General features: G+C 65.9%; 24 protein-coding genes. 22 read left to right on the top strand and 2 right to left on the bottom strand.

The annotated features are described in order from the left end of the window. Position 1: 1 nt before the first annotated feature. From rplP to G4Q83_RS14735, 20 genes are all read left to right on the top strand, one after another. Positions 2 to 415, top strand: a complete 414-nt coding sequence (gene rplP / locus G4Q83_RS14830) for a 50S ribosomal protein L16 (RefSeq protein ID WP_128420178.1) — start codon at positions 2 to 4, stop codon at positions 413 to 415. Next, positions 415 to 600 carry a 50S ribosomal protein L29 gene (rpmC, locus tag G4Q83_RS14825; RefSeq protein WP_128420177.1) on the top strand — a complete coding sequence of 62 codons (186 nt, stop codon included), beginning with the start codon at positions 415 to 417 and terminating at the stop codon, positions 598 to 600. The genes rplP and rpmC overlap by 1 nt, the downstream gene beginning before the upstream one ends. An 11-nt stretch (positions 601 to 611) precedes the next feature. Further along, on the top strand, positions 612 to 881 hold the full coding sequence (gene rpsQ, locus G4Q83_RS14820; RefSeq protein WP_128420176.1) for a 30S ribosomal protein S17: 270 nt from the start codon (positions 612 to 614) through the stop codon (positions 879 to 881). Between the two features lie 14 nt (positions 882 to 895). After that, a complete protein-coding gene (rplN, locus tag G4Q83_RS14815; RefSeq protein WP_128420175.1) occupies positions 896 to 1,264 on the top strand; it encodes a 50S ribosomal protein L14 in 369 nt (122 codons plus the stop codon). Between the two features lie 15 nt (positions 1,265 to 1,279). Then, on the top strand, positions 1,280 to 1,597 hold the full coding sequence (rplX, locus tag G4Q83_RS14810) for a 50S ribosomal protein L24 (protein ID WP_128420174.1): 318 nt from the start codon (positions 1,280 to 1,282) through the stop codon (positions 1,595 to 1,597). A gap of 11 nt (positions 1,598 to 1,608) precedes the next feature. Further along, the gene (rplE, locus tag G4Q83_RS14805) at positions 1,609 to 2,151 is read left to right on the top strand and encodes a 50S ribosomal protein L5 (RefSeq protein ID WP_128420173.1); all 543 of its coding nucleotides are present in this window, start codon (positions 1,609 to 1,611) and stop codon (positions 2,149 to 2,151) included. A 10-nt stretch (positions 2,152 to 2,161) separates the two neighbouring features. Further along, positions 2,162 to 2,467 (top strand): 30S ribosomal protein S14, encoded by a 306-nt coding sequence (gene rpsN, locus G4Q83_RS14800; protein ID WP_128420172.1) that lies wholly within the window; start codon positions 2,162 to 2,164, stop codon positions 2,465 to 2,467. 260 nt (positions 2,468 to 2,727) lie between these two features. Then, positions 2,728 to 3,126: a 30S ribosomal protein S8 gene (gene rpsH / locus G4Q83_RS14795; RefSeq protein ID WP_128420171.1), complete on the top strand. Its 399-nt coding sequence runs from the start codon at positions 2,728 to 2,730 to the stop codon at positions 3,124 to 3,126. 16 nt (positions 3,127 to 3,142) lie between these two features. Then, positions 3,143 to 3,670, top strand: coding sequence for a 50S ribosomal protein L6 (gene rplF, locus G4Q83_RS14790; protein ID WP_128420170.1), 528 nt, complete (start codon positions 3,143 to 3,145; stop codon positions 3,668 to 3,670). Positions 3,671 to 3,761: 91 nt separating this feature from the next. Next, the gene (gene rplR, locus G4Q83_RS14785) at positions 3,762 to 4,121 is read left to right on the top strand and encodes a 50S ribosomal protein L18 (protein ID WP_128420169.1); all 360 of its coding nucleotides are present in this window, start codon (positions 3,762 to 3,764) and stop codon (positions 4,119 to 4,121) included. A 157-nt stretch (positions 4,122 to 4,278) separates the two neighbouring features. After that, a complete protein-coding gene (rpsE, locus tag G4Q83_RS14780; RefSeq protein WP_104557639.1) occupies positions 4,279 to 4,824 on the top strand; it encodes a 30S ribosomal protein S5 in 546 nt (181 codons plus the stop codon). Then, positions 4,817 to 5,008: a 50S ribosomal protein L30 gene (gene rpmD / locus G4Q83_RS14775; RefSeq protein ID WP_128420168.1), complete on the top strand. Its 192-nt coding sequence runs from the start codon at positions 4,817 to 4,819 to the stop codon at positions 5,006 to 5,008. The genes rpsE and rpmD overlap by 8 nt, the downstream gene beginning before the upstream one ends. A gap of 6 nt (positions 5,009 to 5,014) precedes the next feature. Continuing rightward, positions 5,015 to 5,458: a 50S ribosomal protein L15 gene (gene rplO / locus G4Q83_RS14770; RefSeq protein WP_128420167.1), complete on the top strand. Its 444-nt coding sequence runs from the start codon at positions 5,015 to 5,017 to the stop codon at positions 5,456 to 5,458. A 7-nt stretch (positions 5,459 to 5,465) separates the two neighbouring features. After that, positions 5,466 to 6,833 carry a preprotein translocase subunit SecY gene (secY, locus tag G4Q83_RS14765; RefSeq protein WP_128420166.1) on the top strand — a complete coding sequence of 456 codons (1,368 nt, stop codon included), beginning with the start codon at positions 5,466 to 5,468 and terminating at the stop codon, positions 6,831 to 6,833. Positions 6,834 to 7,173: 340 nt separating this feature from the next. After that, complete coding sequence (gene rpsM, locus G4Q83_RS14760; RefSeq protein WP_128420186.1) at positions 7,174 to 7,530, top strand: 30S ribosomal protein S13; 357 nt, start codon at positions 7,174 to 7,176, stop codon at positions 7,528 to 7,530. A 9-nt stretch (positions 7,531 to 7,539) separates the two neighbouring features. After that, positions 7,540 to 7,932 carry a 30S ribosomal protein S11 gene (gene rpsK, locus G4Q83_RS14755; protein ID WP_003470632.1) on the top strand — a complete coding sequence of 131 codons (393 nt, stop codon included), beginning with the start codon at positions 7,540 to 7,542 and terminating at the stop codon, positions 7,930 to 7,932. 14 nt (positions 7,933 to 7,946) lie between these two features. Then, complete coding sequence (gene rpsD / locus G4Q83_RS14750; protein ID WP_128420165.1) at positions 7,947 to 8,576, top strand: 30S ribosomal protein S4; 630 nt, start codon at positions 7,947 to 7,949, stop codon at positions 8,574 to 8,576. A gap of 50 nt (positions 8,577 to 8,626) precedes the next feature. Next, positions 8,627 to 9,625, top strand: coding sequence for a DNA-directed RNA polymerase subunit alpha (locus G4Q83_RS14745; protein ID WP_128420164.1), 999 nt, complete (start codon positions 8,627 to 8,629; stop codon positions 9,623 to 9,625). A 197-nt stretch (positions 9,626 to 9,822) separates the two neighbouring features. Further along, positions 9,823 to 10,209 carry a 50S ribosomal protein L17 gene (rplQ, locus tag G4Q83_RS14740; RefSeq protein WP_128420163.1) on the top strand — a complete coding sequence of 129 codons (387 nt, stop codon included), beginning with the start codon at positions 9,823 to 9,825 and terminating at the stop codon, positions 10,207 to 10,209. Between the two features lie 213 nt (positions 10,210 to 10,422). Then, positions 10,423 to 10,935: a disulfide bond formation protein B gene (locus G4Q83_RS14735; RefSeq protein ID WP_128420162.1), complete on the top strand. Its 513-nt coding sequence runs from the start codon at positions 10,423 to 10,425 to the stop codon at positions 10,933 to 10,935. A 305-nt stretch (positions 10,936 to 11,240) separates the two neighbouring features. Here G4Q83_RS14735 and G4Q83_RS14730 read toward each other — a convergent pair whose 3' ends face one another. After that, a complete protein-coding gene (locus G4Q83_RS14730) occupies positions 11,241 to 13,376 on the bottom strand; it encodes a TonB-dependent receptor (RefSeq protein ID WP_128420161.1) in 2,136 nt (711 codons plus the stop codon). A gap of 226 nt (positions 13,377 to 13,602) precedes the next feature. On the opposite strand from G4Q83_RS14730, the gene G4Q83_RS14725 reads away from it, so the two are divergent. Continuing rightward, a complete protein-coding gene (locus tag G4Q83_RS14725) occupies positions 13,603 to 15,000 on the top strand; it encodes a class II 3-deoxy-7-phosphoheptulonate synthase (protein ID WP_128420160.1) in 1,398 nt (465 codons plus the stop codon). A 383-nt stretch (positions 15,001 to 15,383) separates the two neighbouring features. Then, the gene (locus G4Q83_RS14720) at positions 15,384 to 16,553 is read left to right on the top strand and encodes a mechanosensitive ion channel family protein (protein WP_185817441.1); all 1,170 of its coding nucleotides are present in this window, start codon (positions 15,384 to 15,386) and stop codon (positions 16,551 to 16,553) included. Between the two features lie 392 nt (positions 16,554 to 16,945). On the opposite strand, the gene G4Q83_RS14715 is transcribed toward G4Q83_RS14720, so the two are convergent. Further along, positions 16,946 to 17,428: a DUF2127 domain-containing protein gene (locus G4Q83_RS14715; protein WP_128420158.1), complete on the bottom strand. Its 483-nt coding sequence runs from the start codon at positions 17,426 to 17,428 to the stop codon at positions 16,946 to 16,948. Positions 17,429 to 17,433 lie beyond the last annotated feature (5 nt).

Below are 17,433 nucleotides of genomic sequence, written 5' to 3'. Positions count from 1 at the left end.
AATGTTGCAACCCAAGCGAACCAAATACCGCAAGATGCACAAGGGCCGTAACGACGGCCTGGCGTGGAGCGGCAACGCCGTCAGCTTCGGCCAGTACGGGCTGAAGGCCACCGCGCACGGTCAGCTGACCGCGCGCCAGATCGAAGCGGCGCGCCGCTCGATCAGCCGCTACGTCAAGCGCGGCGGCAAGATGTGGATCCGCGTGTTCCCGGACAAGCCGATCACCAAGAAGCCGATCGAAGTGCGAATGGGCTCCGGCAAGGGCAACGTCGAGTACTGGGTCGCCCAGATCCAGCCCGGCCGCATGATCTATGAAATCGAAGGCGTCGGCGAAGATGTCGCGCGCGAGGCGTTCCGCCTGGCCGCTGCCAAGCTTTCGGTGACCACCACCTTCGTGACCCGGACGGTACGCTGATGGACATCAAACAACTCCGCGAGAAGTCGGCTGACGATCTGAAGTCCCATCTGACCGATCTGCGCAAGGAGCAGTTCGCCCTGCGCATGCAGCAGGTCACCGGGCAGCTGCCGAAGACCCACGAAACCCGCCGGGTGCGCCGCGAGATTGCTCGCGTGAAGCACCTGATCGGCAGCACGAAGTAAGGATGGCCGCCATGAGCGACACTAACGAAAGCAAGACGCTGCGCACGGTCGAAGGCCGCGTCGTCAGCAACAAGATGGACAAGACCGTCACCGTGCTGGTGGAGCGCCAGGTCAAGCACGCCTTGTATGGCAAGTACATCAAGCGCTCGACCAAGCTCCATGCCCACGACGCCGACAACACCTGCAACGAAGGCGATCTCGTGCGCGTGACCGAGATTGCGCCGATGTCCAAGACCAAGAACTGGCGGGTGGTTGAAATCGTCGCCCGTTCGGCCGGATAAGGGAGAGCTGAATCATGATCCAGATGCAGAGCTACCTCGACGTCGCCGACAACTCCGGTGCCAAGGAAGTGATGTGCATCAAGGTGCTCGGCGGCTCCAAGCGCCGTTACGCGCACATTGGCGACATCATCAAGGTCACCGTCAAGGACGCGATCCCGCGCGGCAAGGTCAAGAAGGGCGAAGTCTACGACGCCGTCGTGGTGCGTACCCGCAAGGGTGTGCGTCGTTCGGATGGTTCGCTGATCCGCTTCGACGGCAACGCGGCGGTGCTGCTCAACAACAAGCAGGAGCCGATCGGCACGCGCATCTTCGGGCCTGTGACCCGCGAACTGCGGTCCGAGAAATTCATGAAGATCGTCTCGCTCGCTCCTGAAGTGCTGTGAGCGGAGGACATACACATGGCTAACCGTATCAAGAAGGGCGACCAAGTCGTCGTCACCACCGGCAAGGACAAGGGCAAGCAGGGCGAAATCGTCCGCATCGACGGCGATCGGGTGATCGTCTCCAACGCGAACATCGTCAAGCGCCACACCAAGCCGAACCCGCAGGCAGGCGTCGCCGGCGGCGTGGTCGAGCGCGAAGCGTCGATCCATATCTCCAACGTGGCGATCGTCAACCCGGCAACGGGCAAGGGCGAGCGCGTTGGCTTCAAGGTGCTGGAGGATGGACGCAAACTGCGTGTGTTCCGCTCCAGCGGTGAGGCGCTCGACGCCTGAGGAATGACCCAATGAATTCCCGTCTCGAAAAGATCTATAAGGAAGAAGTGGTACCGGCTCTGATGAAGAAGTTCGGTTACACCAATCCGATGCAAGTGCCGAAGCTGGTCAAGGTCACCCTGAACATGGGCGTGGGCGAGGCGGCGACGAACAAGAAGATCCTGGAACACGCCGTGGCCGACATGGCCAAGGTTTCCGGCCAGAAGCCGGTGGTCACCAAGTCCCGTGTCTCGGTGGCGTCCTTCAAGATCCGCGATGGCTGGCCGATCGGCTGCAAGACTACGCTGCGTCGCGCCAAGATGTACGAGTTCCTGGATCGCCTGATCAACATCTCGCTGCCGCGCGTGCGCGACTTCCGCGGTGTTTCGGGTCGCTCGTTCGACGGTCGCGGCAACTTCAACATGGGCGTGAAGGAACAGATCATTTTCCCGGAAATCGACTTCGACGCCGTCGATGCGATCCGCGGCATGGATATCGCCGTCACCACCACCGCCAAGACCGACGCCGAAGCCAAGGCGCTGCTCGAAGCGTTCAAGTTCCCGTTCCGTAATTAAGGGTTAGACAATGGCAAAGACCTCCATGGTCAACCGCGACATCAAGCGGAAGAAGCTGGCGAAGAAGTTCGCCGACAAGCGCGACGCGCTGAAGAAGATCATCGCCGCCGACAGCTCGTCCTACGACGAGAAGGCCGAGGCCGTGGTCAAGCTGCAGAAGCTGCCGCGCGATTCGTCGCCGAGCCGCCAGCGCACCCGTTGCGAGCTGTCCGGCCGCCCGCGCGGTGTCTACCGCAAGTTCGGCCTGGGCCGCAACATGCTGCGCAAGGCGACGATGAACGGCGACGTGCCGGGCCTGCGCAAGGCCAGCTGGTAACGACCGGCGGCCCCGGCTCCATTCGCGGAGCCCGGGCAGCAGGGTAGTTGCGTACCCGCCAGCGGTTCAACCAACGAGTCCGACGGAAGTCGGACTTCTTGTCGTATAATTCGCCCCTTGCCTGCGGCTGGCAGGGGGCGTGGCAAAAAGGCCCTGGCCTTCTCCAGAACGTTCGCGCTCCACATCACAGCTTCATTCCACGGCTTCACATCACAAGATTTTCGCGAAAGCGGATATCGGTGCACTCAAAGGTAGACACCATGAGCATGACTGATCCCATCGCCGACCTGCTGGTCCGCATCAAGAATGCGGCCGCGGTCGGCAAGCCGACGGTGAAAATGCCGTCCTCCAAGATCAAGGTTGCGATCGCAGAAGTGCTGAAGGGCGAAGGCTACATCAGCGACCTGCGCGTCAACGCGATCGAGAACAACAAGTCCGAACTGGAAATCGTGCTGAAGTATTTCGAGGGCCGTCCGGTCATTGATACGCTCAAGCGCGTGTCGCGTTCGGGTCTGCGCCAGTATCGCGGCAAGGCCGAGCTGCCGAAGGTTCTCGGCGGCCTGGGCGTTGCCATCATTTCCACGTCCAAGGGCATCATGACCGATGCGCAGGCCCGTCAGGCCGGCGTCGGTGGCGAAGTCCTGTGCTTCGTGGCCTAAGGGAAGGAGTACTGACATGTCCCGCGTAGCCAAGAAGCCGATCTCCCTCCCGAAAGGCGTCGAACTGAATGTCCAGTCCGAGCTGGTGAGCGTCAAGGGCCCGAAGGGCACGCTGTCGCTGCCCAAGCCCGCTGGCGTCGAAATCAAGCAGGAAAACGGTGTCGCCACGCTGTCGGCGAACGAGCCGTCGCAGATCGCCATCACCGGCACCGTCCGCGCGATCCTGGCGAACATGGTGCACGGCGTGTCCGAAGGCTTCGAGCGCAAGCTTGAACTGGTCGGCGTCGGCTACCGCGCCACGATGCAGGGCAAGGACCTGAGCCTGGCGCTCGGTTTCTCGCACCCGGTCGTGTTCAAGGCGCCGGACGGCATCACCCTGGCCGCCCCGACTCAGACCGAGATCGTGGTGCAGGGCGCCGACAAGCAGCGCGTCGGCGAAGTCGCCGCCAAGATCCGTGGTTTCCGTCCGCCGGAGCCCTACAAGGGCAAGGGTGTGAAGTATGCCGGTGAAGTCATCATTCGCAAGGAAGCCAAGAAGGCATAAGGCAGGTCCTTCTGCTAGGAGCCCGGCCATCCATGGCCGGACTCTTCAATGCAAAAGCCTGTTCTCCTTCAGCTTCCGTAGGACACATACCATGAGCATCAACAAGAACATCGCCCGCCTGCGCCGCGCCAAGTCGACCCGCGCCCACATCCGTGAACTCGGCGTCGCCCGCCTGTCGGTGCTGCGCACCGGCCAGCACCTGTACGCGCAGGTCTTCACCGCCGACGGCTCCAAGGTGATCGCTGCGGCGAACACTCTGCAGGCCGACGTCAAGGACGGCCTGAAGAGCGGCAAGAACAGCGAGGCCGCCGCCAAGGTGGGCAAGCTGATCGCCGAGCGCGCCAAGGCCGCGGGCATCGAGAAGGTCGCCTTCGACCGCTCGGGCTACCGCTACCACGGCCGCATCAAGGCGTTGGCCGACGCCGCGCGCGAAGGCGGCCTGCAGTTCTGATCCTTGCGGAGGCGGCATTTGTGCCGCACCCGGCCTGCCGATGCGGGTTGCATCGGACCTCGGCGCGCCTTGTGCGCGCGCCCGGGGAACACAGTTCCAGTCAACAACGACAAGCGGCATGCAAGCCGTCAATCTTTCAACTACCAAGGAATACGCAATGGCTGAAGAACAGCGTGCACCGCGGGGGCGTGATCGCGACCGCAACCGCGAAGAGAAAGTCGACGACGGCATGATCGAAAAGCTGGTCGCGGTCAACCGCGTCAGCAAGACGGTCAAGGGCGGTCGCCAATTCACCTTCACCGCGCTGACCGTGGTCGGCGACGGCAACGGCAAGATCGGTTTCGGTTACGGCAAGGCGCGCGAAGTGCCGGTCGCGATCCAGAAGTCGATGGAGTATGCGCGCAAGGGCATGCTCAACATCGACCTGAACAACGGCACCCTGTGGCACCCGGTGAAGTCCGGCCACGGCGCGGCGCGCGTGTTCATGATGCCGGCGTCGGAAGGTACCGGCGTCATTGCCGGCGGCGCGATGCGCGCCGTGCTGGAAGCGGTGGGCGTCAAGAACGTGCTGGCCAAGGCCGTCGGTTCGCGCAACCCGATCAACCTGGTGCGCGCCACCCTGCGCGGCCTGGAAGACATGCAGTCGCCGTCGCGGATCGCGGCCAAGCGCGGCAAGAAGGTGGAGGAACTCAACCATGGCTAATGAGTCCAACAAGACGGTGAAGGTGCGCCTGGTGCGCGGCCTGCGTGGTACCCAGTCGCGTCACCGCCTGTCGGTGCGTGCGCTGGGCCTGAACAAGCTCAACGATGTGCGCGCACTGAAGGACAGCCCGCAGGTGCGCGGACTGATCAACAAGGTTCAGTACCTCGTCCAGGTTGAGGAGTAATCGACCATGACTATGCAACTCAATGATCTCAAGCCCGCCGCTGGCGCCCGTACCGAGCGTACCCGCGTCGGCCGCGGCATCGGTTCCGGCCTGGGCAAGACCTGCGGCCGCGGCCACAAGGGTTCGTTCGCGCGCAAGGGCGGCGGCAAGATCAAGGCCGGCTTCGAAGGCGGCCAGACCCCGATGCAGCGTCGTCTGCCGAAGATCGGCTTCCGTTCCAAGATCGCCAAGGATACCGCCGAGGTGCTGTCCTACCAGCTCGACAACCTGCCGGAAGGCGAGATCGATTTCGCCGCGCTGCGCGCCGCGAAGCTGGTCCCGAGCACCGCGAAGCAGGCCAAGGTCGTGCTCAAGGGCGAGCTGAGCAAGAAGTTCGTGCTCAAGGGCATTGCGGCGACCGCCGGTGCCAAGGCGGCAATCGAAGCTGCCGGCGGCAGCGTGCAGGAGTAACACGCAGATGGCGCAGGCTGGCATGGGTAACCTCGGCGGCGGGCTCGGCAAGTTCACGGAGCTTCGCCAGCGCCTGTTGTTCGTTCTCGGCGCATTGGTCGTCTATCGCATCGGTTGCTACGTACCGGTGCCGGGCGTCAATCCCGAAGCCATGCTTGCGCTGATGCAGGCGCAGGGCGGCGGCATCGTGGACATGTTCAACATGTTCTCGGGCGGCGCCCTGCACCGTTTCAGCATCTTCGCGCTGAACGTGATGCCGTACATCTCGGCATCGATCGTGATCCAACTGGCCACGCACATCTTCCCGTCGCTGAAGGCGATGCAGAAGGAGGGCGAATCCGGCCGGCGCAAGATCACCCAGTATTCGCGCATCGGCGCGGTGCTGCTGGCGGTAGTGCAGGGCGGCAGCATCGCGCTCGCGCTGCAGAACCAGACGGCACCCGGCGGCGCTCCGGTGGTGTACGCCCCCGGCATGGGTTTCGTGCTTACCGCGGTGATCGCGCTGACCGCTGGCACCATCTTCCTGATGTGGGTCGGCGAGCAGGTCACCGAGCGCGGCATCGGCAACGGCGTGTCGCTCATCATCTTCGCCGGCATCGTCGCCGGCCTGCCGGCGGCGTCGATCCAGACCGTGGAGGCTTACCGCGACGGCAACATGAGCTTCATCTCGCTGTTGTTGATCGTGCTGACGATCCTGGCCTTCACCTTGTTCGTGGTGTTCGTGGAGCGCGGGCAGCGCCGGATCACGGTGAACTACGCGCGCCGCCAGGGCGGCCGCAACGCGTATATGAACCAGACCTCGTTCCTGCCGTTGAAGCTGAACATGGCAGGTGTGATTCCGCCGATCTTCGCCTCGAGCATCCTCGCCTTCCCGGCGACGCTGTCGATGTGGTCGGGGCAGGCCGCGTCCAACAGCACCTTCGGCAGCTGGTTGCAGCGCATCGCCAACGCGCTGGGCCCGGGCGAGCCGGTGCACATGATCGTGTTCGCCGCGCTGATCATCGGGTTTGCGTTCTTCTATACCGCGCTGGTGTTCAATTCGCAGGAGACCGCGGACAACCTGAAGAAGTCCGGCGCGCTGATTCCCGGCATCCGTCCCGGCAAGGCCACCGCCGACTACGTCGACGGCGTGCTGACCCGCCTGACCGCCGCCGGCTCGCTGTACCTGGTGATCGTGTGCCTGCTGCCGGAAATCATGCGCGCGCAGTTCGGCACCTCGTTCCATTTCGGCGGCACCTCGCTGTTGATCGCGGTCGTGGTGGTGATGGACTTCATCGCGCAGATCCAGGCGCACCTGATGTCGCACAGGTACGAAAGCCTGTTGAAGAAGGCCAACCTCAAGGGCGGCTCGCGCGGCGGTCTCGCCCGCGGTTGATTGTACAATTCGATTTCCTTCCGCGAAGACGCCCCTGGTTCCCAGGCGCAGTCTTCCGACTTGAAGGGCGGCCCGTGCAGCGGTCTCGTGCGTGGGTGAGATGTGGTGGCCCTGCGCTGGAGTAGCGCGGGCGGCACGGGCGGATCCTCGCCCGGCCAACGACATCCGGCGCCGGAGCATGGGCACACTCCCCATGCCGGGCCTGCGGAACCGAAAGGTTCCACGGGCTTCCATGTAACCCGAGACCTTGCTACACTTACAAGTTCACTTTTTGATCATCCTGCCGGAATGGCGCCGCGGCGCGCCGTCGGGCCATCCTTTTCAGTTGGAGAACCGCGTCATGGCGCGTATTGCAGGCGTCAACCTGCCAGCCCAGAAGCACGTCTGGGTCGGGTTGCAAAGCATTTTCGGCATCGGCCGTACCCGTTCGAAGAAGGTTTGCGAAACCGCAGGCGTGACCTCGACCACCAAGATCCGTGACCTGTCCGAGCCGGAAATCGAGCGCCTGCGCCTCGAAGTCGGCAAGTACATCGTCGAAGGCGACCTGCGTCGCGAAGTGGGCATCGCCATCAAGCGTCTGATGGACCTGGGCTGCTACCGCGGCCTGCGCCATCGTCGCGGCCTGCCGCTGCGCGGTCAGCGCACCCGCACCAACGCCCGCACCCGCAAGGGCCCGCGCAAGGCGATCAGGAAGTAAGGGACAGACATGGCCAAGCCCGCAGCAGCAAAGACCAAGAAGAAGATCAAGCGCGTCGTCACCGACGGCGTCGCCCACGTTCACGCTTCGTTCAACAACACCATCGTGACCATCACCGATCGCCAGGGCAACGCCTTGTCCTGGGCGACCTCCGGCGGCGCCGGTTTCCGCGGTTCGCGCAAGTCCACGCCGTTCGCGGCGCAGGTGGCCGCCGAGAAGGCCGGGCGCGCTGCGCTCGACTACGGCGTGAAGTCGCTGGAAGTGCGCATCAAGGGCCCGGGTCCGGGTCGCGAGTCCGCCGTCCGTTCGTTGAACAACGTCGGATACAAGATCACCAACATCATCGACGTGACGCCTATCCCGCACAACGGGTGCCGTCCGCCGAAGAAGCGTCGCGTCTAAAGGAGCGATAAGAAATGGCTCGTTATATCGGTCCTACCTGTAAGCTCGCGCGCCGCGAAGGCGCCGATCTTTCCCTCAAGAGCCCGGCACGTGCGCTGGATTCCAAGTGCAAGCTGGAGCAGAAGCCCGGCCAGCACGGCGCGACCGCCCGCAAGGGCAAGCTGTCCGACTACGCCACCCAGTTGCGCGAGAAGCAGAAGGTCAAGCGCATCTACGGCCTGCTGGAGCGTCAGTTCCGCAACTACTACAAGAAGGCGTCGACCAAGAAGGGCAACACCGGCGAGAACCTGCTGCAGCTGCTGGAAACCCGCCTGGACAACGTCGTCTACCGCATGGGCTTCGCCGTCACCCGTCCGGCCGCGCGCCAGTTGGTGTCGCACCGTGGCGTGCTGGTCAATGGCAAGTCGGTGAACCTGGCCTCTTACCAGGTCAAGGCCGGCGACGCGATCGCCCTGTCGGAAAAGGCCCAGAAGCAGTTGCGCGTGCAGGAAGCGCTGACCGTCGCCGAAACGCATGACCTGAACCCGTCCTGGGTCGAGGTCGATTCGAAGAAGTTCAGCGGCGTCTTCAAGGCGGTGCCGGATCGTGCGGACCTGCCTGCCGACATCAACGAAGCGCTGATCGTCGAGTTGTATTCGAAGTAATCACATTGGAGAGCCTCCGGCAACGGAGGCTCGTCAGGAGAACCCGCAACATGACGGTTACCGCCAACCAGGTTCTGCGCCCCCGTGGGCCGCAGATCGAACGCCTTACCGACAACCGCGCCAAGGTCGTAATCGAGCCCTTGGAGCGCGGGTATGGGCATACGCTGGGCAACGCCCTGCGTCGCGTGCTGCTGTCCTCGATCCCCGGCTTCGCGATCACCGAAGTCGAGATCGACGGCGTGCTGCACGAGTACACCACGGTCGAAGGGCTGCAGGAGGACGTGCTGGAGGTCCTGCTCAACCTCAAGGACGTGGCCATCCGCATGCACACCGGCGACAGCGCCACGCTGTCGCTGTCCAAGCAGGGCCCGGGCACGGTCACTGCCGCCGACATCAAGACCGACCACAACGTCGAGATCCTCAACAACGACCACGTGATCTGCCACCTGACCAAGGATACGGCGATCAACATGCGTCTGAAGATCGAGCGCGGCTTCGGCTACCAGCCGGCCGCCGCGCGGCGCCGTCCGGACGAGGAAACCCGCACCATCGGCCGCCTGGTTCTGGATGCGTCGTTCTCGCCGGTGCGCCGTGTCGCCTACGCGGTCGAGTCCGCGCGCGTCGAGCAGCGGACCGACCTGGACAAGCTGGTCCTGGACATCGAGACCAACGGCACCATCGACGCCGAGGAAGCGGTGCGCACCGCCGCCGACATCCTCAGCGACCAGCTGTCGGTGTTCGGCGACTTCACCCATCGCGATCGCGGCGCGGCCAAGCCGGCCAGCAGCGGCGTCGATCCGGTGCTGCTGCGCCCGATCGACGATCTGGAGCTGACCGTGCGTTCGGCCAACTGCCTGAAGGCCGAGAGCATCTACTACATCGGCGATCTGATCCAGAAGACCGAAGTGGAGCTGCTCAAGACTCCGAACCTGGGCAAGAAGTCGCTCACCGAGATCAAGGAAGTGCTGGCTCAGCGCGGCCTGTCGCTCGGCATGAAGCTGGAGAACTGGCCGCCGGCCGGCGTCGCCCAGCACGGCATGCTCGGCTGATCCAGGCGACACCGGTTCCCCGCATGCGCGCCATGCGGGGAACCGCGTTTTAGCGTTATCCGCAGCGATGGGCCTGAACGCCCACGCTGCCGGTCGTCCAGGACGGGCGGCCAAGGGCCATCCGCAGTCCGTGCTCCAACGCCAGGAAGGCGACAGCGAATCCCAGTCGTTTCACCATTCATCCAGGAACCAAGACCATGCGTCACCAGAAATCCGGCCGCAAGTTCAACCGCACCAGCGCCCATCGCCAGGCGATGTTCTCCAACATGGCGGCCTCGCTGTTCAAGCACGGGCTGATCAAGACCACTTTGCCGAAGGCCAAGGAACTGCGCCGCGTCGCCGAGCCGCTGATCACCATCGCCAAGGTCGATGGCGTCGCCAACCGCCGCCTGGCCTTCTCGCGCCTGCGCGACAAGGAAGCGGTGGGCAAGCTGTTCGTCGAGCTGGGCCCGCGTTACCAGTCGCGTCCGGGCGGCTACCTGCGCATCCTGAAGTGCGGCTTCCGCGCCGGGGACAACGCGCCGATGGCGTACGTCGAGCTGGTCGACCGCCCGACCGCGGTGGCCGAGGAAGTGGCCGAGTAATCCGGCCCTCCGCGCGGCAGCAGAAAAGCCCGGCATGTCCGGGCTTTTTTGTTTTTGTTTCTGTGCCCGCGGCGGCGCAATCCGCCGCACCGGGCGGTTCCCGTGCACGCGCTGCATGCGTTGCCGTCGCGTCCCCCTCCCGCGCCGTTCGGCACATGGTGGCGATGCAGGCGATGGCGGATAATGCCGGTTCGTTCACTTGAGCCCGACCCGATGAACCCGTTACGCTGGAGTTTCCGCGCGCAGTTCCTGCTCGGCTTCGCGATCTGTGCCGCGTTGCTGGGCTATGCGATCTACGTGCAACTGCAACTGGGCATCGAGCCCTGCCCGCTGTGCATCTTCCAGCGCATCGCGTTCGCTGCGCTGGGGCTGCTGTTCCTGCTCGGCGCGGTGCACGGTCCGGCCCGCAGCGGCGGACGCAAGGCCTATGGCGTGCTCGCTTTCCTCGCCGCGGCGGCCGGCGCCGGCATCGCCGGCAAGCACGTGTCGGTCCAGCTGTTTCCCGATCCGATGGCCTCGTGCGGTCCGCCGTTGGGCTTCCTGCGCGAGACGCTGGGACCGTTCGAGGCGATGCGCCGGGTCCTGACCGGGACCGGCGACTGCGGCAATATCGACTGGCGCTTCCTGGGCCTGTCGATGCCGATGTGGTGCCTGATCTGCTTCGTGCTGTTGGCGCTGTTCGCGCTGTATGCCGGGTTCAAGGCCAGTCGGCGTCCGCTGCACTGAGATCGTTGCGATTCGGTACCGTCGCGGGGGAAAGCGTCGCCCGATTCAGTGGCGGGCGACGACGATCGCGAATTGAATCCGCAGGAGCGGCTTCAGCCGCGACGAACGAAGTCGGATCGCGTCGGCTCCGACATTGGTCGGGGCCGAAGCCCCTCCTACAGGGACCTTCCACGCTTGCTTTAGGCGCTTGCTTGAATACCTGGGGCGCAGGACTGGACCAGGCTCGCGGCGGCGACAGCGAGGCAACCTTCCCCGGTGCCAGGCCTGCCCGTCCCACGGGCCGGCCTGCCGCTTCCACGCCTGCCTCAGAAGTCCTGCTGCAGGCTCAGGTACACGCCGCGGCGCGGCGCCCACTGCGGCGCAAACACGCCGATGCCGCCGCCGTCGCGCAGTTGGTAGCTGCGATCGAGCACGTTGAGCACGGCCAGTTGCGCATGCAGCGGATGCGCGCCGGGCGCGAAATCGTGGCCGGCGCTGAGGTTCAGCTGGAAGTACGACGGCAGTTCGCCGCCGTTGGGCACGCCGTCGGCATCGGTGCGCAGGCCGCTGCCGAACAGGTAGTTGGCGCCGATCCTGCTGTCGTCGGCGATCGCGTAGCTGACCCCCCCGGAAGAGGTGAATTTCTGATCGTGGTCCAGGTGGATCCAGTTGTCGTGGATGTAGGCCAGTGCGTCGGAATCGAAGTTGTACAGGTTGGTCATGACCTGCTTGCCCATCGCCTTGCTGTAGGCGACGTTGAAGTAGGCGGTGAGCGGCCCGTTGTTGTAGTCGGCGCTGAACTCGGCGCCGCGGATGCGGCCGTCGCGATAGTTGAAGGTGGAATAGATGTAGGCGGCGCCGAACTGGCCTTCGTCCTGCAGGCGGTCGGCCTTGCGGTAGTAGGTGTCCAGGCCCAGGGTCAGGTGCTCGCCGACCGCCTGCGAGATGCCAAGATCGTAATAGTCGCTGCGTTCGCTCAGCGGGGTGGTCGCGCCGCCGGCAACCGAGTGCTGGTTGGTGGTGCCGTCGTACAGGGCGATGTCGCTGGTGGAGATCAGTTCGCTGGCCGGCGGGGTGAAATAGCGCGCATAGCCGGCGTGCACGGTGGTGTCCTCGCTGGCGCGCCAGACCACGCCCAGGCGCGGGCTGAGTTGGCCCTGGGTGTTGCCGAACGCCTTGTAGCGGTCGCCGCGCACGCCGTAGTTCACGGTCCAGTCGTCGCCGAGCTTCCACTCGTCCTGCAGGTAGAGCGCGTAGGTGCTGGCGTGGAAGCGGCTGGCGTCGGCGATGAAGAGCGGTGCATTGCTGGTCTGCTTGCCGTCGGCATCGGCCGGGAAGACATAGGAGTCGTTGCTGGCGATGGCGTGCTCGAAGTTGCCGTACACGCCGTAGCGCAGGGTGTGCGAGGCCCCCCAGGGAGTCGAGAAGTCGGCCTGCACGGTGTTGGCGCGGTTGCTGCGGTCCACCTGCGAGGCGACGCCGTTGAAGATCAGGTCGCCGGCGATGTCCGGCGAGAACGCGACGCTGCTGTAGCGCTGGCCGGCCGACAGCTGGTAGCTGGTGGCGCCGAGCGAACCCTGCAGGACCAGCGTGCCGAAGCGGGTGTTCTCGCGCTGGTTCTCGTCGAGCGTGGACGAGTCGAAGTCGGTCGTGCCCAGGTAGTCGAACGCCGGGGTCTGCCCGGGATTGTTCGGAATCTGGAAGCGGTTGTTGGCGTAGCCGACCAGCAGGCTGAGCCGGGTGTCCTCGTCGACCAGGTAGCTGAGGTCGGCGAAGCCCTTGCCCTGGTGCGACTTGTCGTGCTTGGGGGTGCGGCTGTCGACCGGGTTCTCCAGGCCGATCTTGTTCTGCGCGTAGTTGCCGCTGGCGAACCAGCTCCAGCGGCCGTTGCTGCCCCGCCAGGAGGCATTCGGGTTGATCGTGCCGAAAGAGCCGCCGGTGATGCCGACGCTGCCGCCGTTGCCCAGTTCCACGCCGTTCTTGGTGGTGATGTCGACCACCGCGGCGGTACGGTCGCCGAACTGTGCCGGTAGCGCGCCGTCGAGCAGCTTGACGCTCTTGATGGTGCGCGGGTCCAGGCTCTGGCCGAAGCCGGAGATGGACTCGGGGATCAGCACGCCGTTGATGCGGTACTGCAGGTTGGCGTGGTCGCCGCGCACGTGGATGCCGCCGTAGGAATCCTGGACCACGCCCGGCGCCTGCAGCAGTACCTGGTTGAGCGGGGTGGAGGCGCCCAGCGGCAGCCGCTCGATGTCCTCGGCCGTGATCGCGTATTGGCTGCTGCCGATGTCCGGCGACAGCGCGTTGCGCGCCGCTTCCAGCTTGGCGGTGACGGTGACCGCATCCAGGTCGGTGGTGCGTTCGGGGCCGGCGTCGGTGCTGGCCGCATCGGTAGCGAACGCGAGGCTGGGCGCGGCCAGCAGGACAAGGGCGATGGCGGCGGAGAGGGGGCGTGGCGTCATGGCGGGGGCGAGACCTGGAGTGGACGGGGGGAAAGATTTGTTATTTAGTAACATTCTGCTTTCGCGGTGGCTTTGACGTAGGCCGGAAGTCATGCCTGCCATGCGCACTTTGCCTGCCGTTCATGTCCTTGCCGCGGCGGTGGCGACGGCTGCGCAACCGCGTCACGCAGTGCTTTGCGTCGCGGCCAGGCTCTGCGAACATCGCAGGCTGCCAAGGAGTCCTTTCATGAACCTGTCCGTCCCCGTGGTCGCGCCCGAATCCGCCCAGCCGTCCTGGGCGCCTGCCAGCTGGCGCGGCAAACCCGCGCTGCAGATGCCGGTGTATCCGGACGCGCAGGCGCTGGAGGCGACGCTGGGCGAGTTGCGCCACCTGCCGCCGCTGGTCACCTCGTGGGAGATCTTCGCGCTGAAGAAGCAACTGGCCGAGGCGCAGGAAGGCAAGCGCTTCCTGCTGCAGGGCGGCGATTGCGCGGAGAACTTCAGCGATTGCGAGTCGGGCACGATCTCCAACCGGCTCAAGGTGCTGCTGCAGATGAGCCTGGTGCTGGTGCATGGATTGCGCCTGCCGGTGGTGCGGGTCGGGCGCTATGCAGGCCAGTACGCCAAGCCGCGCTCGGCCGACACCGAGACCCGCGACGGGGTGACCCTGCCCAGCTACCGCGGCGACGTGGTCAACGGCCCGGAGTTCACCGCGCAGGCGCGCGTGCCCGATCCACGGCGGATGATCACCGCGCATTCCCGTTCGGCGATGACGATGAACTTCGTGCGCGCATTGATCGACGGCGGTTTCGCCGACCTGCACCATCCCGAGTACTGGAACCTGAGCTGGGTCGGCTATTCGCCGCTGGCCGAGGACTACCAGAAGATGGTGGCCTCGATCGGCGATGCGGTGCGCTTCATGGAAACCCTGTCCGGCGCGCAGCTGTACAACCTCAACCGGGTCGACTTCTATACCTCGCACGAAGCGCTGCTGCTGCCGTACGAGGAAGCGCTGACCCGCGAGGTGCCGCGGCAATGGGGCTGGTTCAACCTCAGCACCCACTATCCGTGGATCGGCATGCGCACCGCGGCGCTGGACGGCGCGCACGTGGAATATTTCCGCGGCATCCGCAATCCGATCGCGATCAAGGTCGGGCCGTCGGCGCAGCCGGATCAGTTGCTGCGCCTGATCGACGTGCTCAATCCCGAAGACGAACCGGGCCGGCTGACCTTCATCCATCGCATGGGCGCGGCGCAGATCGCGCAGAAGCTGCCGCCGCTGCTGGACGCGGTGAAACGCGACGGCCGCCGCGTGCTGTGGGTGTGCGATGCGATGCACGGCAATACCGAGAGCACCAGCAACGGCTACAAGACGCGGCGCTACCACAACGTACTGGGCGAGGTGGAGCAGTCGTTCGACATCCATGCCGCGGCCGGCACGCGGCTGGGCGGCGTGCACCTGGAGCTGACCGGCGAGGACGTCACCGAGTGCACCGGCGGCGCGCGCGAGCTGACCGAGCGCGACCTGGAGCGGGCCTACCGCTCCAGCGTGGATCCGCGGCTGAACTACGAGCAGTCGCTGGAGATCGCGCTGGCGATCGTGCGCAAGCAGAACGGGCGCAGCGTGCCGCTGACGATGGACTGACGTCTCGCCCTGCCGCCGCTGCGCGCGTGCGGATGCGCGGCGTGCACCATGCGCGCATCGCCGCGCCTGCTCCCGGGCGCGACCGAGGGCGGACCATCGGCAGCCACTTCTGCGGGAACATGGGCGAGAGCGCCTGTTGTCAGGCGAGAGCCGCGCGTGCTGCGACTGTGAACGCCGGTGTCGCCGCCGGGCTGCGCCAGGATCTGTGTGGCGTCGCGATGATCTGTGCGCACACCGCTCGCATTCACGCCGCCGGCGCGCATGCCGCTGGGTCGCGTCGCGTCGCGTCGCGCCGGCGCCACGCCGCGTCGCTCGACATCGCGCTCATGCTTGCTTTGCCACGCTGTCGCGACTTCTCCCCCTTCAAGGAGCGCATCTTGACTCTGGATCTCGACTGGATCCCGTGGCGTACCTACACGCTGCCGATCGGCGCCGCGGTCGTGCTCGGCTTCCTCGCCTGGTGGCTGCTGCTGGGCATCGCGCAGCGCATGCGCGGGCGCGACTACCGCCGCGCCCGCGTCATCGGCGTCATCAGCGTGCCGATGGCCTTCCTGCTGCCGATGCTGATGCTCAGTTTCGCGCTGGAATCCACGCCGCTGGACGAGCGCGCGCTGACCGACCTGCAGCATCTGCTGCACATCGGCATGATCGCCTGCGTGACCTGGCTGCTGGTGCGTGGCGCCGCCGCACTGGAAGCGGCGATCCTGCGCAGCTATCCGATCGAGGTGGCCGACAACCTAGCCGCGCGCCGCGTCCAGACCCAGACCCGGGTGCTGGCGCGGGTGGCGATGGGCACGATCATCCTGCTCGGTACTTCGGTGGTGCTGCTGACCTTTCCGGCGGTACGGCAGATCGGCACCACGCTGCTGGCTTCGGCGGGCATCATCGGCCTGGTCGCCGGTATCGCCGCCAAGCCGGTGTTCGGCAACCTGATCGCCGGCCTGCAGATCGCCTTGACCCAGCCGATCCGGCTCGACGACGTGGTCATCGTCGAAGGCGAGTGGGGCCGCATCGAGGAGATCGGCAGTTCCTACGTGGTGGTGCGCATCTGGGACGAGCGGCGCATGGTGGTGCCGTTGACCTGGTTCATCGAGAACCCGTTCCAGAACTGGACCCGCAGCAGCGCCGACCTGCTCGGCACCGCATTCCTGTGGCTGGACTACCGCACGCCGATGGCGCAGCTGCGCGCCGAGCTGGAGCGGATCTGCAAGAGCGAACCGCTGTGGGACGGACGCGTCTGCGTGACCCAGGTGACCGAGACCAGCGAGCGCACGATCCAGGTGCGCCTGCTGGTCAGCGCGCGCAATTCCGGCGATGCGTTCGACCTGCGCTGCATCGTGCGCGAGCGGATGATCGATTTCCTGACCCGCGACCACCCGTATGCCTTGCCGAGGATGCGCGCGGAGATCGCGTCGGAAGCGGCACCGCCGTTGCGGCCGGCGCCGGCCGCGTCCCTGGATTCGGCGGCAATGCGCTCGCCCGGCGCCGAGGACGGCGCGCCGGCGCCGCCGGTGGCGGCGGATCTGGCCGCACCGGGGCCGGGCGCGGTGTAGCCCCGCCCTGCGCGGTGGCATCGCCCTGCCGCCATCGCTTGCTTGGCGCATGTGCTGTTGCGTGGCGCATGGCCCAAGGCCGAAGGCCGAAGGCATGTTTTTCATCTGCCTGCTGGCAATGACGCGGGCACGAGCGACCCGGATCGCGACGGCGTACTCGGGAGCGCTTGCCGCGGCCGATGGCGCGCGAGGCCACCTGGCGCCCGCTCCCGCTGGCTGCTGGAACAGACGTGGAAAACGCCGCAATCCGGTTCGATCAGGTGTGGCTCGTTCCAAGCGCGCCAGTCGCGCCAGTGGATACCAGGCGGTCCCGGCCAACGGCAGTCCGTCGCTGGACTCAATAGCATGGGGCCGGGTTGGAATAGCCGGCCACCTGCCGCGCCGGCTTGCGCTCAGCGCGCGGAACGCCGCCGGCGCCGGACCAGGTCACGGGCCAGGATACCGACCACGGCGAGATTGATCGCCAACACCGCCCAGGACGCCCAGCCGGGATGGCGCACGATCGCGTAGATGTCGAACGGCAAATAGATGGCGGCGGAGATGCAGCCCAGCATCGACGCCCAGGCCTTGGCGCGCCACAGGCCCCAGGCTTCGACGATATGCAGCACGCCATAGGCGAGCATGCCGGCCGCGGCCAGATGCAACGCGCCCGGATTGATCATGGTGAGCAGCGACGGCAGCGCGCCGTGCTCCGGGTCCAGGCTGAAACGGACGATCAGCCGGTCCACCGCCGCGCGCAGCGGCAGCGGGCCCATCAGTTCCAGGCCCGTGGCCGCGAGCACCGCCAGCAGGCCCTTGCCGGCCTCCAGCAGTGCGATCAGGTGCAGGCCCGGATGCGCGTGCGGATCCGGGTTGTACGCCTTCTTGCTGGCCACGGGAG

Origin of the sequence: Xanthomonas theicola (assembly GCF_014236795.1) — a bacterium.
GTDB classification, from domain to species: Bacteria; Pseudomonadota; Gammaproteobacteria; order Xanthomonadales; family Xanthomonadaceae; genus Xanthomonas_A; species Xanthomonas_A theicola.
Note: the sequence above shows the minus strand (reverse complement) of the source record. Positions and strands in the feature narration are given on the sequence as shown.